The sequence below is a fragment of the Litoribacter ruber genome, assembly GCF_018449405.1.
Taxonomy (GTDB): Bacteria; Bacteroidota; Bacteroidia; order Cytophagales; family Cyclobacteriaceae; genus Litoribacter; species Litoribacter ruber.
On the sequence record NZ_JAHCMY010000007.1, the window covers coordinates 148,642 to 172,045 of the forward strand.

Genomic DNA, 23,404 nt, shown 5'->3' on the forward strand with positions numbered 1-23,404 from the left:
TTAGAAATCAATCTTATACATCGCCTTCAGCCCCACCATTCCGGTATGTATAAAACCATGATGATGGTTGATGGTGTTGTTCTGTAAGGAAAAGCCAAAATCAAACCTATGTAGCTGATAACCCACCTCAATCCCGTAATTCAGCGGGTAGGAGTCACCCTGTGCACTTACACTATATGGATTTTCAAACTCGGCCCGGCTTTTCTCATAGGCAACTCCGATACTCCCCTCAGCATAAAAATTCCGTAAGCTCCTTCTATAACCCACTGCAAGCGGGACCAGGTAAGCCGTTACGCTTATGGTAGGTTCGTAAAGGCTCTCCGAAGGCACCCAAAGGTGATGGATTCCAGTTCTGAGCAACAACTGACTATGATTGCCTATTCCGTAATAAACTTTAACAGGCAGACCCACCTGAAATTCATAACCGTGAAACCTATCCGTTATTACGGGCCCCAGCTCCGCACCTATGGCCAGCTGGTTGTTGCTCTTTTGGGCCAGGAGATCCGTGCAGGCCATACTTGAAAGCAAAAGGGCAAAGAAAATAACTTTAAAGGAAAAGGATTTAGAGTTTTTCATAAATTCAAAAGTCAGAATTAAATAGTTTGACCCCATAATATTAAGAAAATAGTTTGGACAGACAAGGTTTCTCTCACGGATTTCGAAGATTCCACGGATAAATTCATTTGAAGCATCAATTACCGCATCGCCTCGGTTTGCGACCCCATTTTTCTGCGAAATCCGTGGAACCTGCCCTCCGGCAAGCGGGTTTGCGAGAGAAATCCGCGAAGGAGCTCTGTGAAACTCCTTTTTAAACTCTGCGTACCTCTGTGTCCCATTGCCCCCAAAATAATATTTTGATTCCAATTCTTTTAAGCTTAATTTTGCGCCTTAATTGGAATGGCGCGAGCTGCATGAAGAAAATAGATTTTGAGGACCTTATCCTGTTTGAAAACGCTGATTATATTATAATCAACAAGCCTCCCTATCTATCGACCTTAGACGATAGACATGAAGCGCAAAACATCCTGCATTTGGCCAAGATGTACACCCCTGATGCCCAGGTGTGTCATCGATTAGACAAGGAAACTTCGGGATGCCTGGTAATAGCCAAAAACCAGGAGGCTTACAGAAACATTGCGATACAGTTTGAAAACAGGAAAGTCGACAAAATCTACCATGCCGTGGCAGAGGGCATACATGAGTATGAAAACCTACTCGTGGACCGCAATCTGGTTGCCACCAATAAAGGAATCGCCAAGATAAATAAGGAAGGCAAGCAGGCCACCACTTATTTCAACACCCTAAAGACCTACTATGCGCACACTTTAATTGAGTGCAGGCCGGTCACCGGGAGACTCCATCAGATCAGGGTGCATCTTGCCCATCTGAAGAGCCCGATTTGTGGTGATGAAACATATGGGGGCAAGAACCTTTATCTTTCAGATCTGAAAAGGCGATTCAATCTTAAAAAAGGCACCGATGAGCTTCCAATCATGCAGAGAGTGTCCTTACATGCGTACGCCATTGGGTTTGATGGCACAGACGGCACCCGAATAGAGGTGACGGCCCCCTACCCCAAGGATTTCGCAGTATTGGTCAAGCAGTTGGAAAAAACCGCCCGATAGAACTGATGGCTTTTTTTAGCTATTTCGGTGAAAATTAGGCAGTAAACTTCCAATTCTTTTGCATTAGAATTGAAAAGCTTCTATCTTTGTGTCCCTTTTTGAGGGAAAAATGTATTTAACAAGCTAATTATTAAACATTTACACAGTGGATACTTTAAGTTATAAGACCATATCGGCAAACGACGCTACTGTACAGAAAGGCTGGATCGTAGTGGATGCCCAGTCCCAAGTACTTGGTAGATTTGCAAGTGAGGTAGCAAAAATCTTGAGAGGTAAGCACAAACCAAACTTTACCCCTCACGTAGACTGCGGCGACAATGTGATTGTCATCAATGCAGACAAAGTTAGACTAACCGGAAGAAAGTGGAACGAGAAAGTATACGTTCGTCACACTGGCTATCCAGGAGGTCAGCGTATTGCTACTCCAAAGATGTTGATGGAGAAATCTCCAATCATCTTAGTAGAAAAAGCAGTAAGAGGTATGTTGCCTAAAAACAGATTGGGCAGAAAGCTTTACGGCAACCTGCACGTGTATGCCGGAAGCGAGCACCCTCATGAAGCGCAACAACCTAAAGAAGTTAAATTTTAATTCTGCACCTAATGGAAGTTATCAATACAATCGGTAGAAGAAAAACGTCTGTAGCAAGAATTTACATGCAGCCGGGTAAAGGCGAGATCACTGTCAACAACAGAGCTCTTGAAGTTTACTTCCCTTTCGACCTGCATCAAATTGTTGTAAAGCAGCCTCTTGCTCTAGTAAACGAGAACGACGCTTATGACATCAAAATCACCGTAGACGGTGGTGGTATCAAAGGCCAGGCTGAAGCAGTACGTATGGCTATCTCCAGAGCCCTATGCCAATTCAACGAAGAGCACAGAAGCCCGTTGAAAAAAGAAGGTTTCCTTACTCGTGACCCTAGAATGGTAGAACGTAAGAAGCCAGGAAGAAGAAAAGCAAGAAGAAGATTCCAGTTCTCCAAGCGTTAATCCGGGAGCTTTTTCAAACATATATTTTAAGATACATATATATCAATAATGGCTAATATAGAATATAAAGACTTACTGGATGCTGGTGTTCACTTTGGACACTTAACAAGAAAGTGGGATCCTAGAATGGCGCCATACATCTTCATGGAGAAGAATGGTATCCATATCATAGACCTTAACAAAACGCTCGTTTGCCTTGATGAAGCATCCAACGCAATCAAGCAGATCGTAAGATCAGGAAAGAAAATCATGTTCGTTGCTACCAAAAAGCAGGCGAAAGACTTAGTAGCTGAAGAAGCAAAAAGACTCAACATGCCATTCATCACCGAAAGATGGTTGGGCGGTATGATGACCAACTTTGCTACTATCCGTAAGTCTTTGAAGAAGATGTCTACCATCGACAAAATGACGAAGGAAGACTCTTATAAAAACCTGGCTAAGAAGGAGCGTTTGATGATCTCCAGACAAAGAGAAAAGCTTGAAAACGTATTGGGCGGTATCGCTGACCTTACCCGTCTTCCTGCAGCCCTTTTTGTAGTGGACATCAAAAGAGAACACATCGCTATCTCAGAAGCAAAAAAGCTTGGTATCCCTGTATTCGCATTGGTAGATACAAACTCCAACCCTAACGAGGTGGATTTCCCTATCCCAGCCAATGACGATGCGTATAAATCCATCTCTTTGCTAGTGAAAGCTATCGGTTCTGCAATCGAAGAAGGTCTATCTGAAAGAAAGAAAGACAAGGACGATTCTAAACTTGCCGAAGAAGAAGAGGCAAAAAGAGCCGTTGACGCTGACACCAAAGAGTAATCCACTATGATTATTTGATAATGAAAAATTGAACATACGGTAATCATACCTATGTTCAATTTTTCGTTATTGCCCCCTGTGGCGGCCCTGCCCCACAGAAATACTAAAACCCGCTTGAGTGCAGGTAAGCATCGCTGACTATTGAAAAGGTGGTTGAAATCTACTTTCAAACCCTCTTCCGTCTTCGGTCTTCCGTCTTCCTCTTCTAAAAAGGACATCAGGAATAATAGCAACAAGCGGCCTATATAAAAATTTAATAACACATTTTAACTCCTATAAAAATGGCTATTACTGCACAAGAGGTAAACAAACTAAGACAAATGACCGGAGCCGGTATGATGGACTGTAAGAAGGCCCTTACCGAAGCTGAAGGCGATTTCGACAAAGCTGTAGATATCCTTAGAAAAAAAGGTCAAAAAGTGTCTGCTTCCAGAGCTGACCGTGAAACCAAAGAGGGTGTAGTAGTGACTAAAGTGAGCGGTGAGAAAGGCCTTATCCTTTCTTTGACCTGCGAAACTGACTTTGTTGCTAAAAATGAAGAATTCGGCGCTTTCGCCAATTCCATCGCTGACCTAGCTGAGCAGAATAACGTATCTACTAAAGAAGAAATCCTAGCCCTTCCTTATGAATCCATCACTGTAGGTGAAAAAATCATCGAGATGACCGGCAAAATCGGCGAGAAAATCGACATCAGCCACTTTGAAATCGTAAACGGCGAGGCAGTAGTTCCTTACATCCACTCCAACGGTAAATTGGGTGTATTGGTAGCCTTGAAAAACGTAAACGGTACTGACGTAGAGGAAGCAGGTAAGGACGTGGCCATGCAGATTGCTGCCATGAACCCTGTAGCTGTTGACAAAGACGATGTAGATTCTACAGTTGTTGAAAGAGAAATCGAAGTAGGTAAGGAGCAAGCGAGACAAGAAGGCAAACCTGAAGAAATGCTTGAGAAAATCGCTTTGGGTAAACTTAACAAGTTCTACAAAGAGAACACCCTGTTGAGCCAGGCTTTTGTAAAAGACAACAGCAAAACCATCTCCCAGTATTTGGACAGCGTATCCAAAGGATTGACCGTAGTAGACTTCAAGAGAATCTCAATCGGGTAATTTCCTGAAGGAAACTTTCATAATCAAAAACCCCGGGCTGCAAAGTCCGGGGTTTTGTTTTTTTGGTTGAGTTTTAAAATAGCCACAAAGACTCTAAGGCGCAAAGAGAGGGATTCCCGTTGTTCCAGGTCTCTGACCTGGAACCGCTGAGTCAGGAGTCTCTGACTCCCTTTAAACTTTAGTGCATTCGTGACAATTTGACCCAGAATTGGACGTGGTATAAAAAAACCAAATCATTTTTCTGCATAAAAAATTTCGTGGATGCTCTCATTAATATGGCCCATAAGTCTAGGAGAAATAGCCTGCTTGGTCAAGAGGTCCACCTTCACACCTAGTACTTCCGTCAATTCCATTTCAGCACCGATGATATCCAAAAGATTTACAGTGCCTTGAAATTCAACCAAAACATCAAGATCACTTCCACTGTGATTTTCATTCCTGGCGCAGGAACCAAAAACACTGATGGATTTAGGGTCCAGCGGTTGCAGCACCCTAATGATAGCATCTCTCTGAGTTTCAGAAATCATCGCATTTTAATTTTACTTATTTAACAGATTACGAGAAAAAATGGTTGGGGCTAATTACATCCTGATTACCTTCAAGTTCTGGTTATTCCAGGTCTCTGACCTGGAACTGCTGAGTTAGGAGTCTCAGACTTCATTATAAATTCGTGCATTCGTGGCTTTTACCCCCCCTTTCTCTTTTCTCTTCTTCTATATCATCCCCAAATATTCGCTATTTGAAATCCAGTACCTTTTTTTTCCCGGACTGTACCTACTGAAAGCAATATAGGCATAAGTCTGACCTTGCCACTTGCCGGGATAAGGAAGTTTGAGTTCTTGGGCACCTTCAAGCCTTCCCTTTCCCTCCAAGACATACTCCTGCCAGTTTTCCTTCTCGTGTACCAATGCCACCATCACCCTATCATAAGGTTTGGCTGAGCCCATAAAAGAATTATTTTTCCAGGTAAACAGGACGGTAGCATCATCCTTCCAAACCACTTTGGCTTCCATTGGCCCTTCCAGATTCCCCTTACTTATCAAGACCCTATGTGGGTCTATCCTATAGGAACTTGTCAATCCAATTATGGCATTGCTTTGGGCATACCCCACAGCCACATTTATCGCAGAGCGCATGCCCAGCACCTCATTCTGAAACCCAAACCGAACTATCGGAGCAAATTTTTTCATAAAAGTTGATGCAACTCCAAATTTGCTTTGATTGATTTTCTGAACCTGGGAGGAAGGTCGCTTCCCTCCACTCTTATTTGGTTTAGCTCTTACGTAACTGACACTATTTACTTTGTAATAAACAAACCCATCGACCTTGCCCTGAAAGCCTGCAGTGAAACCTATATTTTTCCCCATATAAAGTGTTTTAGTTTATTTTGGTTATAGAATAAATACAACCGAAAATAATCTTCCACCCGACCACTTACAAATGAACATGCACTATCCGACACAATTTGCATAAAATTGCACAAATCAGCATCCCATTTCATTACCTCTTCAGTTCCCTTCCGATAAAAATCCGAAGAAAATCCGAAAATCATATGGGATATTACCCAATATTATAATCCTCCACTATTAATATAACTCTTGGTCGTTCCTGACCTCTGACCTGGAATCCTGAGGTAGGAGTCTCTGACTCCATTATACATTCGTGCATTTGTAGCAATTTGACTTTTTTTCATGGCACAGAAACTCGAATCCTGAATATTATTTCAGTTCTCTGACCTGGAACTGCGATTTAGGGAGTCTCTGGCGGCATAATTAATTAGTGCATTCGGCAATTCGGCTTGTCTGGATTCAGAAACCTTTGCCTCTTTGCAAATCATTTTTTCCGGTTTTCGGGGCAACTTTCCGCGTCTACAGGCTACTAGAATCAAAAGGCTGTACGCATTCGGCTCTGCTATTGACCTTGATAAATTTAGGGATAACAGCGATATTGACTTTTTGATTTCTTTTGAAGAGGAGTTAACCCCCGAGGAATATTCAGATAATTACTTTCAACTTCAATACAAGTTGCGGAATCTTTTCAAGCGGGAATTGGATATCGTCACAGAAAGGTCGCTTTCCAATCCATACTTTATTGAGAGTATCAATAAGCATAAAATCCTTCTTTATGAATCCTGATATTAAAAAACATCTCTATGACGTAGAGGTTTCCATAACCTCTATTTATACATATTTAGGAGAAAAGAAGGATTTTTCAGATTATTTGAGTAACAAGCTTTTGCGCAGGGCTATTGAGAGGGAAATCGAAATTATTGGAGAGGCCATTAATCGAGCACTCAAAATTGACCCAAACTTGCAAATCGAAAATGCAAGGAGAATTGTGGATGCAAGGAATTGGGTAATCCATGGATATGATAAACCAATAAAAATGGATTTATTGCCGTTGTTCCAGTTCTCTGACTTGGAACCCTGAGGTAGAAGTCCCTTACCCCATTTAAGTTCGTGCATATATGGCAATTCCCACCGGGTCAGTAGTCACTGACCCATCCCCCCAATTTGTGGCAGACCATATATTTTTGATCTAAATACAAATCAATTTATCTTTATTTGATTTGATATCAAATCAATTTTTAAATGCCCCAAAGACCCGAAGACGCAAAGAATTTAGAGTGAAAAAACTCTCTTTGCGCCTTTGCGCCTTGGTGGCTGTCTTCCCTCTTCGGTCTTTTATCAACTTTTCCTTTCTCCCCTCCCCCACTTCCCTTATTTTTACCAATTCATTACAAATCAACTATTTGACTTCATGAAGAAAATAGGCCTATTGCCCCGCCTGATCATTGCCATCATCATTGGTATTCTCATCGGTTCCTACCTCCCTGAAATGTTCACCGCCGTCCTGGCGACCTTCAACGGCATCTTCGGAAACTTCCTCGGCTTTGCCATCCCGCTCATCATCATCGGCTTCATTGTCCCCGGTATCGGAGACCTTGGCAGGGGTGCAGGCAGGACCTTGGCTTTGACCGCCATGCTGGCCTATGGCTTTACGGTTTTTTCAGGACTGTTGACCTTTGGGGTAGGCTCAAATATTTTCAAATACATCCTCACCCCAGGCTCCCTTTCCATCGGCAACGTGGATAATCCGGAGCACTCGTTGGTCGAACCGCTCTTTGTGGTGGAAATGGCCCCAGTTATGGGTGTGATGACCGCCTTGTTGATTGCCTTTACCCTGGGAATCGGTATTGCCGCTATTGAGGGAAATGGACTCAAAAAAGCCATGAATGAATTCCAGCAGATCATCACCAAGATGATCACGGCCATCATCATCCCGCTGCTGCCTTTCCATGTGATGGGGATATTCGCCAACATTGCCTTTGCAGGACAGGTAGGCGAGATCATGGGCGTGTTTTTCAAAGTCTTTATCGTCATCATCCTATTGCAGTTTACGGTTATTGTTTCCCAATACCTCATAGCAGGCACCGTCTCCAGAAAGAATCCTTTTTCCATGATCAGAAACATGATGACCGCCTATTTCACCGCCTTGGGAACGCAGTCCTCTGCCGCCACCATTCCGGTAACTTTGGGGCAATCGAAAAAGAATGGGGTAAGGGGGTTTGTGGCTGATTTTGTGGTGCCGCTTTGTGCGACTATCCACCTATCAGGTTCCACCATCACCATCACCGCTTGCGCCCTGGCTATCATGGTGGTCAATGGCATGGATGTGCAAATGATGGACTTCCTACCGTTTATTCTTGCTTTGGGCGTGACGATGATTGCAGCCCCGGGCGTACCCGGTGGTGCGGTAATGGCAGCCTTGGGCTTGCTGCAGACCATGCTGGGCTTCAATGACGTATTGATTTCCCTCATGATCGCCCTCTACCTGGCCCAGGACAGCTTCGGCACGGCCACCAACATCACCGGAGACGGGGCGATTGCTGTCATCATGGACAAGCTGACAAAGAAGGAGAAAAAAGAGGCTGTGACGGCGTAAAACAAAGGGACACGGAGTTTCGCGGAGTTTTAAATGGAGTTCCACAGAGCTGCTTCGCGGATAAAAAAGTTTAAAAATAAATTTAGACCCATTTCTTACTTTTCAAAATTAAAGAAGTCGAACAAATACTTTGTGCGACTTCTTTTTTACTTAGAGGACTTTGTAGCCCAATTTGTTTAAGATGTGGATTCTGTGAAACTCTTTTCTAAACTCAGTGAAACTCCTCTGTGTCCCTTTAAAGTCCTAAATCCTACTTATTCATCAAACCCTCGATCTCTTCAGCTTCTATCGGGATGTTGCGCATGAGGTCAAAGAAACCATCTTCCTCAATCACGATGTCATTTTCTAAACGTATACCTAATCCTTCTTCTTGGATATAAATCCCAGGCTCTACGGTGAAGACCATTCCCGGACGGATAGGTTCATACATGGTGCCTACATCGTGCACATCCAAACCGATATGATGGCTGGTGCCATGCATAAAATACTTTTTATAGAGAGGCTGCTTGGGATCCTGGTTTTTGACATCAGTCCTATCCAGCAAGCCAAGGCCTATCAGTTCACTTTCCATGATCCGCCCCACCTCTTTGTGGTATTCCTGGACATTGGTTCCTGGCCTTAAAATATCAAAAGCCCCCCTTTGAACCCTCAACACGGCATCATATACCTCACGCTGTCTTTTGGTAAACCTGCCATTTACCGGAATCGTACGGCTCATGTCAGCATTGTAATTGCCATATTCCGCACCGACATCGAAAAGAATAAGGTCACCTTCATTGCAGGGGCGGCTATTTTCAATGTAATGCAACACGCAGGCATTGGCTCCTGAAGCAATGATGGGGGTATAGGCAAATCCACGGCTACCATTGCGCAGGAATTCATGCATGTATTCAGCCTCAATTTCGTATTCCATCACTCCAGGTTTCACAAAGCTTAGCACCCTTCGGAAAGCCTTCTCCGTAATGTCACAAGCTACTTGCATCTGTGTGATTTCAAGATCCTCTTTTATCGCCCTCAATTGATGCATCAAAGGGGCTGCCCTGTGGTAATGGTGTAGGGGGTATTTTTCCCTGATCGCCTTCATTTGCCTAGCATCCCTGCTCTCCACCTGGGCGTCTGCCCGAAGATGTTCATTGGTATTGAGATAGATGTTTTCAGAAAGAGCAGCCAAAGTATTTACCACTCCATCAAAATTCTGAACCCATTGGATATTTTTAATCCCTGAGGCCTCAAAGGCTTCTTCCTTGGTGTATTTATGGCCTTCCCAAATGGCGATATGTTCGTTTGTCTCTCGGATAAACAGGATTTCCCTCATATCCTCATTTGGAAAATCAGGACAGATTACCAATACCGTTTCTTCTTGATCAATACCCGAAAGGTAAAGCAGGTCGTTATTTTGCCTAAAAGGCATCGTGCCATCCGCATTGGTGGGCATAATATCGTTGGAATGGAAGATAGCCAGGGAATTGGGCTTAAGCAAATCGACTAATTTTTCGCGATTGCGTATATATAAAGATTTGTCTAAAGGACGGTATCTCATAAATATTCTGGTTTTAGTTTTTATATTGAATAAAAGATTCCAGATTGACCCAAAAAAGCCTTTCCACATGGCAAAGGCCTAATTTCAATCTAAATTCTAAATTAGAAAATATCCCGCGAAAGTCTGTTATTTTTGTAGATTGATCGTGGTAAGAAGTATAAAATGTCATATAACATAAAAGAATTGCCCAACGGCATCCGGATAGTCCATCAGGAAGTCACCCACACCAGATTGATCCATTGCGGATTTATCTTGGACATCGGAAGCCGGGACGAGACCAAGGAGCAGGAAGGCATTGCGCACTTCTGGGAACATATGGCTTTCAAGGGCACCAAAAAACGTAAGGCTTTTCATATCCTCAACCGCCTGGATTCCGTGGGCGGGGAACTCAATGCGTACACCACCAAGGAGAAAATCTGCTTTTACAGCACCATATTGAAGGAACATTTCAACAAAGCGGCGGAACTGCTCTGCGACATTACTTTCAACAGTGTGTTCCCCGAAAAGCAAATCGAGCGGGAAAGGCATGTGATTTTGGAAGAAATGGCCATGTACCGAGACAGTCCGGAGGACGCCATCCAAGATGACTTTGATGCACAGATTTTCGAAAACCATGCTTTGGGAAGAAATATTTTGGGTCGCGAGGAAACAGTAAGTTCCTTTGCCCAGCAGGATTTCTTTGACTTTCTCTCCACCAGACTTGATACCTCAAGAATCATCTTTTCGGTGGTGGGAAATATCAGTTTCAGCAAGGTACTTAAACAGGTTGAAAAATATCTGTTGGAAATTCCGGTCAAAAAAAGGCTTTATATAAGGAGTTCATTTTCATCCTATAAGCCCACTGTGAAAACTATTGAGAAGGACATCTCCCAATCCCTTTGTGCGATCGGCAAGCCTTCTCTTGACCTTTACCATGAGAACCGTTTCAAGCTGCACCTGCTAAACAACATCCTGGGGGGGCCAAGTATGAATAGCCGGTTGAATTTGGCCCTACGGGAAAAACATGGCTATGTATATTCCGTGGAAAGTACCTATCAATCCTATACAGACACGGGATTTCTGGGGATCTTTTATGGAACTGAGCCCAAGAATGCCAATAAGGCTAAAAAGCTGGTCTTGAAAGAAATGGAAAAGCTGAGAACCCAAAAACTGGGTACCATGCAGCTCCATATGGCCAAAGAACAAGCCATCGGTCAAATGGCTATGGCTGAGGAAAACCACGCGGCGCTGATGCTGGTGTTGGGAAAAACCTTGTTGGACAAAGGCAAAATAGATGACTTGGACACCATATTCGGAATAATCCAACAAACCACAGCTGAACAACTTCAGGATCTGGCAAACGAACAACTTGCGGCCGACGAATTCAGCTATCTAACTTATTTACCAAAATAATCAACGAATGGAATTTATAGATCCAGCCCTACTAGCCTATTGTCAGGACCACACCTCTCCTGAAGATGACATTTTGAAGCACATCGATAGGGAAACCCATGCGCGGGTCATGATGCCTAGGATGCTTTCCGGCCAATTGCAGGGAAAAACCCTGGAACTTTTCACCAAAATGCTCAATCCCAGCGTTATTCTGGAAATCGGCACCTATACCGGGTATTCGGCAGTGTGTATGGCCAGAGGCTTGTCCCGGGGCGGCAAGTTGATTACCTTAGACATCAATGATGAGCTAGAGGAAATGGTAAGGGGCTTTTTTGCCAAAGCTGGACTTACTGAAAAAATTGATTACAGGCTAGGCAATGCGCTGGAGCTTATCCCTGGGCTGGAGGGCAATTTCGATATGGTTTTTATCGATGCCGATAAGATCAATTATGGCAAGTATTATGATTTGGTGATAGACCGCATGAACAAGGGCGGCATTATTTTGGCCGACAATGTATTATGGTCAGGTAAAATTTTGGGGAATACCGAAAAAAAGATAGATAAGGACACCCAAGCATTAATTAATTTCAATAAAATGGTCCAAGAGGATCCTAGAGTAGAAAACGTACTTTTGCCCATTCGTGACGGCATCATGATGGCCAGAAAACTTTAAGATTATGAGAGTAACACCTTTACTTTTTGCATTCATTCTTTTCAGCCACTTGGCTTTCGCCCAAGTCCCTCAGGTCCCAAGGGAAATAAAGTTTGCAGACATGACACTGCGTCTGAATGCTCACGCCCAACGTGAGATCCAGCAGGACGTGGACGCACTTTATCGGAGCCCCCAGTATTTTCAGATGAAACTGGATCGGGTAAACCTATATATGCCTACCATCGAAAGGGTTTTGAGGGAAGAGGGCGTGCCGATGGATGTGAAATACATGGTGATTCAGGAAAGCAGCCTTATTCCGGACGCTGTTTCCACCTCCAATGCTGTTGGGTTTTGGCAGTTCAAAAAAGGGACTGCCGAGGAGGTTTATTTAAGAGTTGACAACCAAATAGACGAAAGAAAAAACGTGGTGAGCTCCACCAGGGGTGCGGCCCGCTATTTAAAAAAGCACCACGGCCATCTAGATAACTGGATGACCACGGTGGTATCATACCTGATGGGGCTGGGTGGAGCTAAAGGGTACTACGGCACCTCCATGCATGGCAAGAAAGTGGTCGATATTGACAAAAACACCCATTGGTATTTCAAGAAATTCTTGGCCCACAAAATTGCCTTCGAAAACCAAGTGGGCAAACTGGTGAGCAACGGCACTTACCTGGAAGAATTCCGGGTGAATGGCCCCACAGATTTTGGTACCGTAGCTAGACAACTGGGGGTGACAGAAGCCCACCTACGTGAATACAACAAATGGTCGTCAAACGGAAAGATCCCTGGGGACAGGACCTACACAGTGGTGTATGTGAGAGATGGCAGCACCCCTCCCCGACCTGCATTGGCCAGCAATCAGCCACAAACTGACGTGGAGATCTATAGAAATAACCAAAGCGCTTACCCTAGAGTAACTGGAAATACCAGCCGGGCTACACAGCCTGGCCAGATCAAAGTGAATAACATCAAAGCTGTACAGGCCGCCCAGAATTCCAGCATTGAAGCCTTTGCTGACAGGATTGGCAAAAATGAGCGCAAGATCAGACGGGTCAACGACTTGAAGAAGAAAGACAGAATTGAAGCTGGCAGTTATTATTATACCAAAAGAAAAAAAGCAAAAGCCAAACATGCAGAGGAGCACGTGGTGAAAGCCGGGGAAACTTTATGGGAAATCTCCCAGTTGCACGGCATTCGGCTGAATTCCCTGAAGGCTAAAAACAGAATTTATAAAGACAAGGACTTGAGGCCAGGAATGGTTTTAAAACTTCAGGATTACAGAAAAAGGAATGAGGAAATAGAAATGGCCCGGCCATCAACTCCTAAACCACAAAATCCGCCTGCAAGGCAAGTGGCCCAACAGGAAACACAAACAGCCCCAGCTAGGCAAAATGCGCCAAGCCAGCCTGCTGCGCAGATTTTTCCGGCCAAGCCGGCAGAATCCCGGACGAACACCACTGTGCACAAAGTAAGTCCTGGTGAAACTCTCTATGCCATCAGCAGAAAGTATGAGGTCACGGTGGACGAATTGAGAAACTGGAATAATCTTGGTGTGGAAAGCATTTTGAGTATTGGACAGGATTTAATCATTAGAAAATAATAACTTTGCCCCGCAAACCAACAATTGAACCTTGACGCGAATAGATCATAAGATTATCGGGAAAGCCTTTGGCATATTGGTTTTCTTTATGCTTTTAGGCACTCAAGCTGTGTGGGGCCAGGATATTAAAGCCGACACGGTTTTTATTGATGGGGACACCTTGATTGTTTTGGGTGATTCCTTGATCATTACCCCCGAGGAAAAGCCAATATATTGGCAACAAGGAGGGAATTTCAACCTTTCCATTCAGCAGGTAAGCCTTACCAATTGGGCGGCGGGGGGACAAAGCTCATTGGCTTTAAACACCGGCCTGACCCTATTTGCCAACTATGAAAAGGACAACCGCATTTGGGACACCAAACTGACGATCAATTACGGTTTCATGCGGCAGTCCGACAGGGCATTTGCAACCAGAAAAACAAACGATAACTTTATTTTTATAAGTAAATACGGTCGGGAACTGACCCCCAAACTTTACCTTTCTACCCAGATAGATGCCCGTACCCAGCTTTTAAAGGGTTACCGATATTTCCGGCCAGCTGGCTCTGAAAGAGAGCAAAGAAACGTGATATCCGACCTGCTTAGCCCGGGATACATACAGTCCTCCACCGGTCTTAACTACCAGAAAACCTTCAGGGAAAAAGACAGGTTTTCAGCTATTATCTCTCCCTTTACGGGTCGTTTCACAGTGGTGCTGGATGATTCACTCAGTCGTGCCGGTGCTTTTGGGGTTATTCCTGGGGAGCGGGTCAGAGCTGAGGCCGGTATATCCTTCAGCTCCTCTGCAAATTTGACCCTGATGGAAAACATCAATTGGAAAGCTGACCTCAACCTCTTCTCCAATTATGAAACCTTGGGAAACACCGTGGTAAACTTTAACTCGATCCTTTCCATGAGGGTCAATAGGTATATCACTACCAGAATAGAGACCGTTTTGATCTATGATGAAAATGTATTTATAGAAATGGAGGACGGCACCTCGTCGAGGGCCATTCAGCTACAAAACCTGATTAACTTCGGGATAGGGATTGACTTTTAAGTCATCTTAAAAATCCGTTTCCAGACCGAACCTTTTCTGCAGCTCTTTGAGGGCAGGAGATTTTTCCCGCAGGTAATTAAGCTTGTCCGTAGAGGTATAAAGCTTGGATCCTGAGCTCACGGCGTCTTCCTTGATTACCGAAAACACATCCACTTTATAATTTTCCAGCCTCTTTCTCAAAAGACCAGTCAACTCCGGCTTTACCTTCTGAAAAATGTCATTTTGGAGATCTCCGCTCAGCAAAAAGGTCACTTCCTCATCTACAAGCTCAATGGGCTGCCTGAGCACTGCCACTTCCATGGATTTCCCGCTTTGCTTGAATTCCTCAATGATATCATTGATCACGCCCTGCAAGGTGGGTTTATCAAATGGATTTCGAAGATTTGCAGTCTCTTGGACGGCCGTCTGGGTTTTGGTGGTTTTCACCTCAACGGGTCGGTCTTTGATGGACTTTTTGACAGCCGATAAACTTGTAGGAATGGCAATAGTTTTCTTCACCGGTATTTTGTTACCGGAAGACTGGATTTCTGAAGCAGATTTGGTTGGGGCGCTTGGGGCAGACTTACTCAGTCTTTTTTTTTTGCCTCCTCGTGGGCCACTGCTGCTAGGTTGATCGCCTGTGGCAATTTGGCCAGCTTCATCAAAGCCAGCTCTACGTGCAAGCGTTGGTTTTTACTTGATTTGTAGTTGATATCACATTGGTTCAACACATTCAAGGCAGAAAGAATGAAAGAAAGGNCGCCTGTGGCAATTTGGCCAGCTTCATCAAAGCCAGCTCTACGTGCAAGCGTTGGTTTTTACTTGATTTGTAGTTGATATCACATTGGTTCAACACATTCAAGGCAGAAAGAATGAAAGAAAGGTTTGAAGCCTCACTTTGCTGCACATAGCGCTCTTGGGCACTTTCAGATACTTGGAGTAAGGATACCGTAGCGGGGTCTTTACACACCATCAAATTCCTGAAATGCTCACTCAGCCCCACAATGAAATTGTGTCCATCGAATCCTTTTTTCAAGATCTCATTGAAAATAAGGAGGGTTTCTGAAATGCTCTCATTCAGCAAAGCATCCGTCACCTTGAAATAATAATCGTAATCAAGGATGTGGAGATTGTCGATGGTCTCCTGATAAGTCAGCTTGTTGCCTGCTGAATACGTTACGATCAGGTCAAAAATGGAAAGGGCATCCCTTAATGCTCCATCCGCCTTTGTGGCAATCAGCCTCAAGGCCTCATCTTCATAATCGATGGATTCTTCGGATGCGATGTATTTAAGGTGTTCGCCAATATCTTGTATCTGAATCCTGTTGAAGTCAAAGATTTGGCAACGGGACAGAATGGTAGGGATGATCTTATGCTTTTCCGTAGTAGCCAGAATAAAAATGGCATACTTTGGCGGCTCTTCCAGGGTTTTCAAAAACGCATTGAATGCCGCAGTGGAAAGCATGTGAACCTCATCAATGATGTAGATTTTATAATTCCCTTTTTGGGGTGCGTACCTCACCTGCTCGACAAGGTTACGGATATCCTCCACCGAGTTGTTGGAGGCCGCATCAAGCTCATGAACATTGAACGAGGCGCTGGAATTGAAGGCCTTGCAGGAATCACATTCATTGCAGGCTTCAAAGTCGGAAGTAATGTTTTCGCAGTTGATGGTTTTAGCCAAAATACGGGCACAAGTAGTCTTACCCACCCCTCTAGGGCCACAAAACAAAAAAGCTTGCGCTAAATGGTTGTTTTTAATGGCGTTTTTGAGAGTGGTCGTGATGTGCTGTTGTCCGACTACACTTTTGAAATTGGAAGGCCTATATTTTCTGGCAGAAACTACGAAATTTTCCATCACCGCAAGATATAAAATTATTCTAACACAGGGAGCAAAGAATTTCAAATTCCTTCCCTTTGACTTTTATTTCACTGATTATCTGAGTGTTTAAAAATCCAAAGACAATCCTGTCCTGAAGGAGAAGATCACATTCGTAATGGGAATGATTGGCCGGTCTTCGTAGGAGATATCAAATGAATTGGTGAAGGATAACTTGTCGGTAAATTTTGTATTCAAGATGGTGGAGCTACTCACGCGGTTCCTCAATCGGCTAATCGTCTGGTCATAGCCCACCTGATAGTAATTCACCGTGTTGATGTCAACATATTGATTAATGGTATAGCGCAAGGAAACGTAATTGGAGCTTTTTACAAAATCAACCTCCACAAACTGCTCCGTCTCCGGGTGCTGCCAACGTTCGTATTCATACAGAGCTCCAATCCCGAGCGTTAAGGTTAGCTTATTGGAATCCACCAGCCTGTTTCGGATACCTCCTCCAAACACCCAGCGCGGATCTAGCCTTCGGAAATTATCAAATGAATATTGAGCATAGGTTTCGTAATTCAACTTGCGGTCACGATACCAGTTGACCCGCCCGTGCAGAAACCCAAAATTCAAAAAGTCAGAATCATTAATTCTTAAGTAATCGAATTTTGAAACCAGTATGGTCGCATGCTTCGAGGGGTAATAGATTGCATTAACGTCCAAATTATAACCAAAAAGGTTGACTGGTTCATCAGCGGCGGCACTCCGATTAAAGACATTCAACCCAAAGGTGGTCTTTACCATAAATGAGCGGGCGGTGTCTTTCTCCATCCGCAGTCGTTCGATATTCAATATTTGGGCATTTGCAAAAAGGGGACAAAGAAATAAAAACAGTAAAATGGCTTTCTTCAAAACAGGCTTGGTTTAGTTTAAAGCGAAATTAACAAACATTGACTTGAGAAAAAAGGCAAGTCCACAGTCCTTTTGACCTTTTATGGGAACATTTATTCCCCTATCTTTGTCTATTATATGATTTGGGGCTGACCGGTTTTGACAGTAGGTGTGAAGATTGGGCTCGCATGCAGGGTGGAGTATGTACGCCCTTGAATAATTCATACAAACTATACTTGGCGAATCTAATTACGCCATGGCTGCCTAATTAATCCCTTAAAAGATTGATTTTGGGCTCTAGGGTTGAGCTCAAGAGAGCTCCCCGGCCATCATCTCGCTGCTTTTCGCCTTGTCGGAGCAGTATATGAGGTGTCGATAAGACAAGACTAGCGGCTATGATGCTATTAAATAGTCGCGAAATTCAATAGCTAAGCACTAGGATAGGTGTGTTGCCCAGCGGTCCGGTGTCGAAAATTCAATAGGCAACTAAGCATGTAGACGGTACGGTGTTTCCCTATCTGGACGCGAGTTCGACTCTCGCCAGCTCCACGGAAATGAATATAAAAAACCTTGTAAAGCAATTTACAAGGTTTTTTTTATGGACTAGAACAAAAAAAAGACTACCGAAACGCTCCGGCAGCCTTTTTACTTTCCCTTAACCTACTTTAATCTTTTACCACTTATATATTATTATGGGACAATTACATCGTTGATCACGTGTATCACACCGTTGGTTGCCAAGATATTTAGCATATCAGCGTTCAGGTTTGCTCCACCTACAGTCAATGCGCTCAAGTCGACAGTCAAGGTCGCATCAGAATTCAGAGTTGGCAATTCAGCACCTTGACGAAGGTCTTGCGAGAATGCTCTGGATGGAACTACGTGGGCTGTCAATACTGCCGTAAGTGTTTCTAGAGGAATATCTTCATACCCGTTAACACCTAGTGCATCATATAGTGCCTGGAAAGCTGCATCGGTAGGAGCAAATACAGTGTAGTTAGCTTCACTATCATTAACAGCACCAACCAAATCTGCACGCTGCAATGCTCCCACCAATTGTGTAAACTCAGGGCTGTCCCCCTCAGTTGCATCTACTGCAATTTCTGCAATGGTCTGGCTTGGCGGTACAATCACATAATCCAACACATGAATCACACCGTTGGAAGCCGTAATATCTGCATCGATAATTCTGGTATTGCCGTTGATCCACCAGTTACCCTCTGGATCTTCGCTCAAATAAAGATCGGCTCCATTAACAGTTCCCTGTGCACCGGCAGATAGCTGGCCTGAAGTCACCGCTCCTGACAACACATGGTAAGTAAGCACATCGCCCAACGCAGGGCTGTTCAAAAGATCATTAGCCTCCAAATTGTTATCGCTTAAATATGCTGAAAAAGCTGCGTCGTTAGGTGCAAAAACAGTGAATGGACCTGGTCCCTGCAGTGTCGCTACTAAATCAGCCTGTACTAAGGCCGCCTCCAAAGTATTGAAGTCATTACTTTCCAATACAATGTCTACAATATCCCGCTCTACATCGGGCATCGGGTCTGTCGGTGTGGTATCGTTACATGCCACGAATCCGAAGGTCAGCAAAGGTGCCAACATCAAATTTTTAAAGGTCTGTGCTTTCATGATTTCTTATGTTTAGAAATTGTTTCTGATAGTATAGGTAAAATCACAAACGCGGATATTTTGTTTAAAAGAATACGAAAAAAGTTAAACGTTTTTAAAAATAAATTTTAAAACACCCCTAAAAACACATTCCAGGGCATTTTTTGTAGTGAAAAAAATGAGATTTTTTTTGCTGATTTTAGAGGAGGTCAAAAAAAAATGCCCGGTACCTATATAGATACCGGGCAAGTTTCTCTCGTGACGAAAAATCCAATAATACCGCCTATTAAAAAGTATGGTCAAAAAGTAAAGTTCTTACAATAGCAATGCACTTTTAAGTCCATCAACAAATCTGCTACTCATAGTTTTACCATTAGCCACAGGTTCCACATCAATTGCGCGAATCGCTGTACTCTTTCTAATGGTTTCCCACATAATGTCTTTTGCCTCTCTTTCGTTGGAAGCCTCAGTATTGATTTCAAAATCAACCCCGTTAATCTCAAGTTTAATCACGTATTTCATAGTGTCTGCAATTAATGTTAAACAATTATATATCTTATTAATCAAAGAGAAAAGTTATTTACAAAATACTTTTATCTATATCTGAAATACAGAATTGATATTTCAAAAGTAGAGATTGTTTTTGAATAAACCAAAACTTCTTCAGAATATATTTACTACATATCAAAACATGAGCCACATTTTACAAGATATCACTGGCATTTAATATATTTTTTATTGAAATAATCCTTTTCCACACCTCAAAAAACCGCCTATAGGCACAAAAAAAGGCCTTTCGGCCCTTTTGTAAAAAATCTGAAATAATTTTAAAATTTTTCAGTGGTTGAAATAAGTGTCCAGTTCCTGCCCCATTTCCAATTTGTCCTTCAAGTCTTTTTTCACCTCACCTTTTTCGAGGAGCACTATCCTGTCACAGATCTCGGTCACATGGTTGAGGTCGTGACTGGAAATTAGAAACGTCACTCCATTTTGGCTTTCCTCAAGCACCAACCTTTTCAGCCTATTCTGAGAGGTAGGATCCAGATTTTCGAAGGGCTCATCCAATAAAACCGCCTTAGGCTGGCCGATCAAGGCAGCCGCAATTCCCACTTTCTTAATATTACCCTTTGAAAGGTCTCTAATGTATTTCTTCTTGTCTAAGATCTCATCATTGAAAAAATCAGTAAACTTCCCAAGATGGTTGGCAAGATCAGCATCTGAAAGCCCATATACCTTCCTGAGGGTCTCGAAATATTCATCCGGGGTCAAGTAACCCAGCAGCATGTGCTCGTCCAGAAAGGCACCGACTTCACGTTTCCAGTCCTCGTTTTCGCATACATTGGTTCCTTCATAGAGCACAGCACCCCCAGTAGGACGCACGAGATCAAGAATCATCCTGAAAAACGTGGTTTTACCCGCCCCGTTATTCCCAACCAAGCCGAAACATTCTCCCTGCTGGATCTCCAGACTGGAAATATTCAGCACCACCGCGGTTTTATATTGCTTTATTAAATTCTCTATACGTATCATAATTCTTGTCTAAAAGATGATGAAATCTCATATTTATTTGAAATAATCCTTTGTACCGATATTGCAGCCATCTTATTGAAAGCCAGCATACCCGCAATTCCAATCACGCCAAGCACCGCCAGTCCTACATACGGACCCCATAAAGCCGCAATTGGCAGAAAAAAGATGTAGGGTGCCACCATCATAGGAATAATCATTAGAAATTGCGCCATCCCAACTCCTTCATAGTTGAACATTGCCCCTTTATTCAAATCCATGGGTTTGGGCTTGTACAGGGAAAGCCAGATAACCAAATGCATGATCACCCCGATATTGAACACAAACATCACTAAATGTATTAGCAAAATATCCCATCCAAAATACACGTATGGAACTGACAAAAGCAGGCACAAAGAACAGATACTGGCAAATAGCAAGTATTTACCCTGAACCAACTCCTTAACTCCATTCTTGCGGGAAAGGAAAAAGTCAAAATTGGCCGAGTTCCAACTCAGGAACAGTTGCCCGTACTGCAGCATAAATATCCCCGTAATAAAGGATCCTACAAAAACCCACAAGTAGGGAAACGTTTCGCCAGGCACATAACCAGCATCATTGGTGTAAAAAATAAGACCGTACAGCAAAAAGAACCCCGCAAGATTCAGGTAGGTACGGCTTTTTTTGTGTCGGATTATTAGCTTCCATTCCAGATTGGCGTATTCGCCAGCCATCCCAAACCTATTGAAAAACCCGATAGACTGGTTCCCGAATTTCACCTGCTCCTCAGAAGTCAGGTCCTCCACATAGGTATTTTTCCTGTAAAACTTATAGGCAACCAAATAAGCCGCAATGAAAATCAGCACCCCAATTGCAAATGGCAAGAAATTCACCAACGCAAATTCGTATACGGGCGCAATAACCTGCCCAATATCAAACCAGCCCATATAATTCGCCCCACTACTCAGCACCATCACTACGGCAAGCATTACTATACTCCAGATGCTATCATCAAAAGACTGCTTAAACCAAAGTACCAAATAATGCAGTGACCAACTCAACATGACCAAAAAACCAAACCATTGAAACGCCTGTCCGGCACCATAGGAAGGGGTGATATTCATTACCGTAATGGGTAGAAAGAGTAGAATTGCTACAATATTAAGCGGGGATATAAATGACTTGACAAGAAGAAAATTGATAATAAACCCCTTTTTAACCGGGTGGTGCAGCCAATTTTCAAGATCCAACACAGGCAGGCTTTGGATAAAATACCTGTAAATAATTTCAAATAGGAAGAAGTAAATCAAATAGCGATTAAGAACATTAACCGCTTCTTCTCCTTCAAAGAAATTCTCAATCAAATAGGGCAAACTGATGCCCAGTAAGAAAATGTAACTTAACAGCAGCAAAGCCACTAACCCCAAGAAAAGCGCTACGGCTAAGCTTCTTCCAAAGCTGCTTGACCTGGAAAGCTTCAACATTTCCAGACGTAAAAACTGAAATACCATGGTTACAAAATTTAGGATTGTAATATAAGATTTTCTTAGGATTCAATTCTCCCATCTATAAAAATCTCTTAACAAAATTTAAGAGAGAATCGAAGAATCGGAATGCCTAGCTTACCTCTATATTTGTTTGAAATTACATGCTATTAGCCAGCTAATCATATGATAAGAAAAGCTTTACTGACCCTTACTTTGGGGACGGTAATTTTCGCAGCCCAAGGGCAACAGGATTTGGATTCCTTAAAAATTCTTCGCTTGGAGAGGGAAATTGAATCCCTTCGTAACTATAATGAAAACCTTTCAGGAACCCTAGAAATCACCAATCTCGCGATCAACGACTTGGTGAGGGACAAAAAAGTCTCCGATGAGACCAAATGGCTATCCTTAAAAGCATCAATTCTCCATTCCACCACTGTTTACAAAAAATTAAGTGATGATATTATCAACCTGAAGTCGAGGGTAACCGACGAGGATTATCAGGGGTTCATCAAAACACTGGGAAGTATTCAAGGGGGACCTTTGGGGTTTTCCTTTCAGGATGTGATCATAGAGACGGCCAAGAAAACCGCCTTCTTCGAAAGCAAAACCAAAATGGACCGCTTCCTTGAAATCACCAACAACATCATCGCCAGCCCCATCACCGCAGGCGTGCCATTTGTTTCTCAGGCTGTCTTTGCTTCCAACTCCTTGCTGAACGTCGCCTACAGTTCCATGCTAGGGGAAAAGAAACCGGATTACGATAGACTTAAGAAATTCGAAAACGAGCTTAATAAATACTTAACCTACTACACCGCCCTCGACAAGGCAAACATTGCCAACCAATCCTCCACGAATGACCGGATCGTGATGCTGGAAAACCTGCAATTGGAATTGCTAGGCAAACTTAAGAAGGAAGCCCCGAAACTAGGCTTTGACATTCCTGACAGAAAAAACAGCGAGACGTTGGATGCCTATTTCAATAGAGTACTCGGTGGGTTTTCAAAGGAAAACGTAGAAAAGCATATTGTATCGCTTGAAAACAAATACCGCAATAATCGAGGAGAAATTCAATATGCAACTCTTCTTCAGCAGGAGCAAAACCTAAAACATTACAATGCCCACATCTTTTCCTTGGTAGACATGTCCAAGAAATTTATCCTCTACTACGATAATTTCTTTGAAATAGCGGACAATTACCACGTGAAGGTTTTGGAGGCCATTGCGCTAGCTCACCGAAATGGAATTATTCAGGGCAACAAGGTGAACGGCCAAATGGAAGACCCTTTGTTTGTTTACGAAAAAATCAATTTCAACCTAAAAGCCAAGAAAACCTCCCGTGACAACGGCATCAAGGACAGCATCAACATCGCCGACCTCAAGCAAAAAATCGAGAAGGTAGAGGAGTTCAGGTTGATGTAGAAAAGCAA

The 23,404-nt window shown here is 43.2% G+C and carries 25 protein-coding genes and 1 other RNA gene; 14 read left to right on the top strand and 12 right to left on the bottom strand.

Features of this window, described 5'->3' with window-relative positions; genetic code table 11:
• Positions 1-864: a hypothetical protein gene (locus tag KI659_RS13275; protein WP_213945841.1), complete on the bottom strand. Its 864-nt coding sequence runs from the start codon at positions 862-864 to the stop codon at positions 1-3.
• Positions 865-911: 47 nt separating this feature from the next.
• Between KI659_RS13275 and KI659_RS13280 the strand changes: the two genes are divergently transcribed.
• The 5 genes from KI659_RS13280 (at position 912) to tsf (ending at position 4,528) form a co-directional block, all read left to right on the top strand.
• Positions 912-1,625: an RluA family pseudouridine synthase gene (locus tag KI659_RS13280; RefSeq protein ID WP_213945842.1), complete on the top strand. Its 714-nt coding sequence runs from the start codon at positions 912-914 to the stop codon at positions 1,623-1,625.
• A gap of 145 nt (positions 1,626-1,770) precedes the next feature.
• Positions 1,771-2,214, top strand: a complete 444-nt coding sequence (rplM, locus tag KI659_RS13285) for a 50S ribosomal protein L13 (protein WP_143962008.1) — start codon at positions 1,771-1,773, stop codon at positions 2,212-2,214.
• 11 nt (positions 2,215-2,225) lie between these two features.
• A complete protein-coding gene (gene rpsI / locus KI659_RS13290; protein WP_213945843.1) occupies positions 2,226-2,612 on the top strand; it encodes a 30S ribosomal protein S9 in 387 nt (128 codons plus the stop codon).
• 48 nt (positions 2,613-2,660) lie between these two features.
• Positions 2,661-3,422, top strand: a complete 762-nt coding sequence (gene rpsB / locus KI659_RS13295) for a 30S ribosomal protein S2 (RefSeq protein ID WP_213945844.1) — start codon at positions 2,661-2,663, stop codon at positions 3,420-3,422.
• Between the two features lie 281 nt (positions 3,423-3,703).
• The gene (gene tsf / locus KI659_RS13300; protein ID WP_213945845.1) at positions 3,704-4,528 is read left to right on the top strand and encodes a translation elongation factor Ts; all 825 of its coding nucleotides are present in this window, start codon (positions 3,704-3,706) and stop codon (positions 4,526-4,528) included.
• Between the two features lie 233 nt (positions 4,529-4,761).
• Here the strand turns inward: tsf and KI659_RS13305 are convergent, their stop codons facing one another.
• Together KI659_RS13305 and KI659_RS13310 are read right to left on the bottom strand one after the other, a co-directional pair.
• Complete coding sequence (locus tag KI659_RS13305) at positions 4,762-5,055, bottom strand: nucleotidyltransferase family protein (protein ID WP_213945846.1); 294 nt, start codon at positions 5,053-5,055, stop codon at positions 4,762-4,764.
• A gap of 186 nt (positions 5,056-5,241) precedes the next feature.
• Entirely contained in the window at positions 5,242-5,895 is a 654-nt protein-coding gene (locus KI659_RS13310) for a DUF6266 family protein (protein ID WP_213945847.1), read from the bottom strand.
• 459 nt (positions 5,896-6,354) lie between these two features.
• Here KI659_RS13310 and KI659_RS13315 point away from each other — a divergent pair, with 459 nt between their 5' ends.
• The 3 genes from KI659_RS13315 (at position 6,355) to KI659_RS13325 (ending at position 8,473) form a co-directional block, all read left to right on the top strand.
• Positions 6,355-6,663 (top strand): nucleotidyltransferase family protein, encoded by a 309-nt coding sequence (locus tag KI659_RS13315; protein WP_213945848.1) that lies wholly within the window; start codon positions 6,355-6,357, stop codon positions 6,661-6,663.
• On the top strand, positions 6,653-6,958 hold the full coding sequence (locus tag KI659_RS13320) for a HepT-like ribonuclease domain-containing protein (protein WP_213945849.1): 306 nt from the start codon (positions 6,653-6,655) through the stop codon (positions 6,956-6,958). Before KI659_RS13315 ends, KI659_RS13320 begins: the two co-directional genes overlap by 11 nt.
• A 330-nt stretch (positions 6,959-7,288) precedes the next feature.
• The gene (locus KI659_RS13325) at positions 7,289-8,473 is read left to right on the top strand and encodes a dicarboxylate/amino acid:cation symporter (RefSeq protein WP_213945850.1); all 1,185 of its coding nucleotides are present in this window, start codon (positions 7,289-7,291) and stop codon (positions 8,471-8,473) included.
• A 250-nt stretch (positions 8,474-8,723) separates the two neighbouring features.
• Here the strand turns inward: KI659_RS13325 and KI659_RS13330 are convergent, their stop codons facing one another.
• Positions 8,724-10,013: an aminopeptidase P N-terminal domain-containing protein gene (locus KI659_RS13330; protein ID WP_213945851.1), complete on the bottom strand. Its 1,290-nt coding sequence runs from the start codon at positions 10,011-10,013 to the stop codon at positions 8,724-8,726.
• Between the two features lie 162 nt (positions 10,014-10,175).
• On the opposite strand from KI659_RS13330, the gene KI659_RS13335 reads away from it, so the two are divergent.
• The 4 genes from KI659_RS13335 (at position 10,176) to KI659_RS13350 (ending at position 14,678) form a co-directional block, all read left to right on the top strand.
• Complete coding sequence (locus KI659_RS13335) at positions 10,176-11,405, top strand: M16 family metallopeptidase (RefSeq protein ID WP_213945852.1); 1,230 nt, start codon at positions 10,176-10,178, stop codon at positions 11,403-11,405.
• Between the two features lie 7 nt (positions 11,406-11,412).
• The gene (locus tag KI659_RS13340) at positions 11,413-12,057 is read left to right on the top strand and encodes an O-methyltransferase (RefSeq protein WP_213945853.1); all 645 of its coding nucleotides are present in this window, start codon (positions 11,413-11,415) and stop codon (positions 12,055-12,057) included.
• 4 nt (positions 12,058-12,061) lie between these two features.
• Positions 12,062-13,639, top strand: a complete 1,578-nt coding sequence (locus KI659_RS13345; protein ID WP_213945854.1) for a LysM peptidoglycan-binding domain-containing protein — start codon at positions 12,062-12,064, stop codon at positions 13,637-13,639.
• An 88-nt stretch (positions 13,640-13,727) separates the two neighbouring features.
• Complete coding sequence (locus KI659_RS13350; RefSeq protein WP_213945893.1) at positions 13,728-14,678, top strand: DUF3078 domain-containing protein; 951 nt, start codon at positions 13,728-13,730, stop codon at positions 14,676-14,678.
• Positions 14,679-14,684: 6 nt separating this feature from the next.
• On the opposite strand, the gene KI659_RS13355 is transcribed toward KI659_RS13350, so the two are convergent.
• The 4 genes from KI659_RS13355 to KI659_RS13370 form a co-directional block, all read right to left on the bottom strand.
• The gene (locus KI659_RS13355) at positions 14,685-15,176 is read right to left on the bottom strand and encodes a DNA polymerase III subunit gamma/tau (protein ID WP_246535409.1); all 492 of its coding nucleotides are present in this window, start codon (positions 15,174-15,176) and stop codon (positions 14,685-14,687) included.
• Between the two features lie 68 nt (positions 15,177-15,244).
• Positions 15,245-15,388: a hypothetical protein gene (locus tag KI659_RS13360; protein ID WP_213945855.1), complete on the bottom strand. Its 144-nt coding sequence runs from the start codon at positions 15,386-15,388 to the stop codon at positions 15,245-15,247.
• Positions 15,389-15,390: 2 nt separating this feature from the next.
• Entirely contained in the window at positions 15,391-16,515 is a 1,125-nt protein-coding gene (locus tag KI659_RS13365; protein ID WP_213945856.1) for a DNA polymerase III subunit gamma/tau, read from the bottom strand.
• Between the two features lie 90 nt (positions 16,516-16,605).
• On the bottom strand, positions 16,606-17,394 hold the full coding sequence (locus KI659_RS13370) for a DUF481 domain-containing protein (RefSeq protein WP_246535410.1): 789 nt from the start codon (positions 17,392-17,394) through the stop codon (positions 16,606-16,608).
• A 124-nt stretch (positions 17,395-17,518) separates the two neighbouring features.
• Between KI659_RS13370 and ssrA the strand changes: the two genes are divergently transcribed.
• Positions 17,519-17,925, top strand: a transfer-messenger RNA (tmRNA) gene (gene ssrA, locus KI659_RS13375).
• A gap of 138 nt (positions 17,926-18,063) precedes the next feature.
• Here ssrA and KI659_RS13380 read toward each other — a convergent pair.
• From KI659_RS13380 to KI659_RS13395, 4 genes are all read right to left on the bottom strand, one after another.
• On the bottom strand, positions 18,064-19,005 hold the full coding sequence (locus KI659_RS13380; protein ID WP_246535411.1) for a fasciclin domain-containing protein: 942 nt from the start codon (positions 19,003-19,005) through the stop codon (positions 18,064-18,066).
• A 294-nt stretch (positions 19,006-19,299) separates the two neighbouring features.
• A complete protein-coding gene (locus KI659_RS13385; protein WP_143962024.1) occupies positions 19,300-19,506 on the bottom strand; it encodes a hypothetical protein in 207 nt (68 codons plus the stop codon).
• A 315-nt stretch (positions 19,507-19,821) separates the two neighbouring features.
• On the bottom strand, positions 19,822-20,514 hold the full coding sequence (locus tag KI659_RS13390; RefSeq protein WP_213945857.1) for an ABC transporter ATP-binding protein: 693 nt from the start codon (positions 20,512-20,514) through the stop codon (positions 19,822-19,824).
• Entirely contained in the window at positions 20,511-22,001 is a 1,491-nt protein-coding gene (locus KI659_RS13395) for a DUF5687 family protein (protein WP_213945858.1), read from the bottom strand. The genes KI659_RS13390 and KI659_RS13395 overlap by 4 nt, the downstream gene beginning before the upstream one ends.
• Before the next feature lie 159 nt (positions 22,002-22,160).
• On the opposite strand from KI659_RS13395, the gene KI659_RS13400 reads away from it, so the two are divergent.
• The gene (locus tag KI659_RS13400) at positions 22,161-23,396 is read left to right on the top strand and encodes a hypothetical protein (protein WP_213945859.1); all 1,236 of its coding nucleotides are present in this window, start codon (positions 22,161-22,163) and stop codon (positions 23,394-23,396) included.
• Positions 23,397-23,404: the final 8 nt, after the last annotated feature.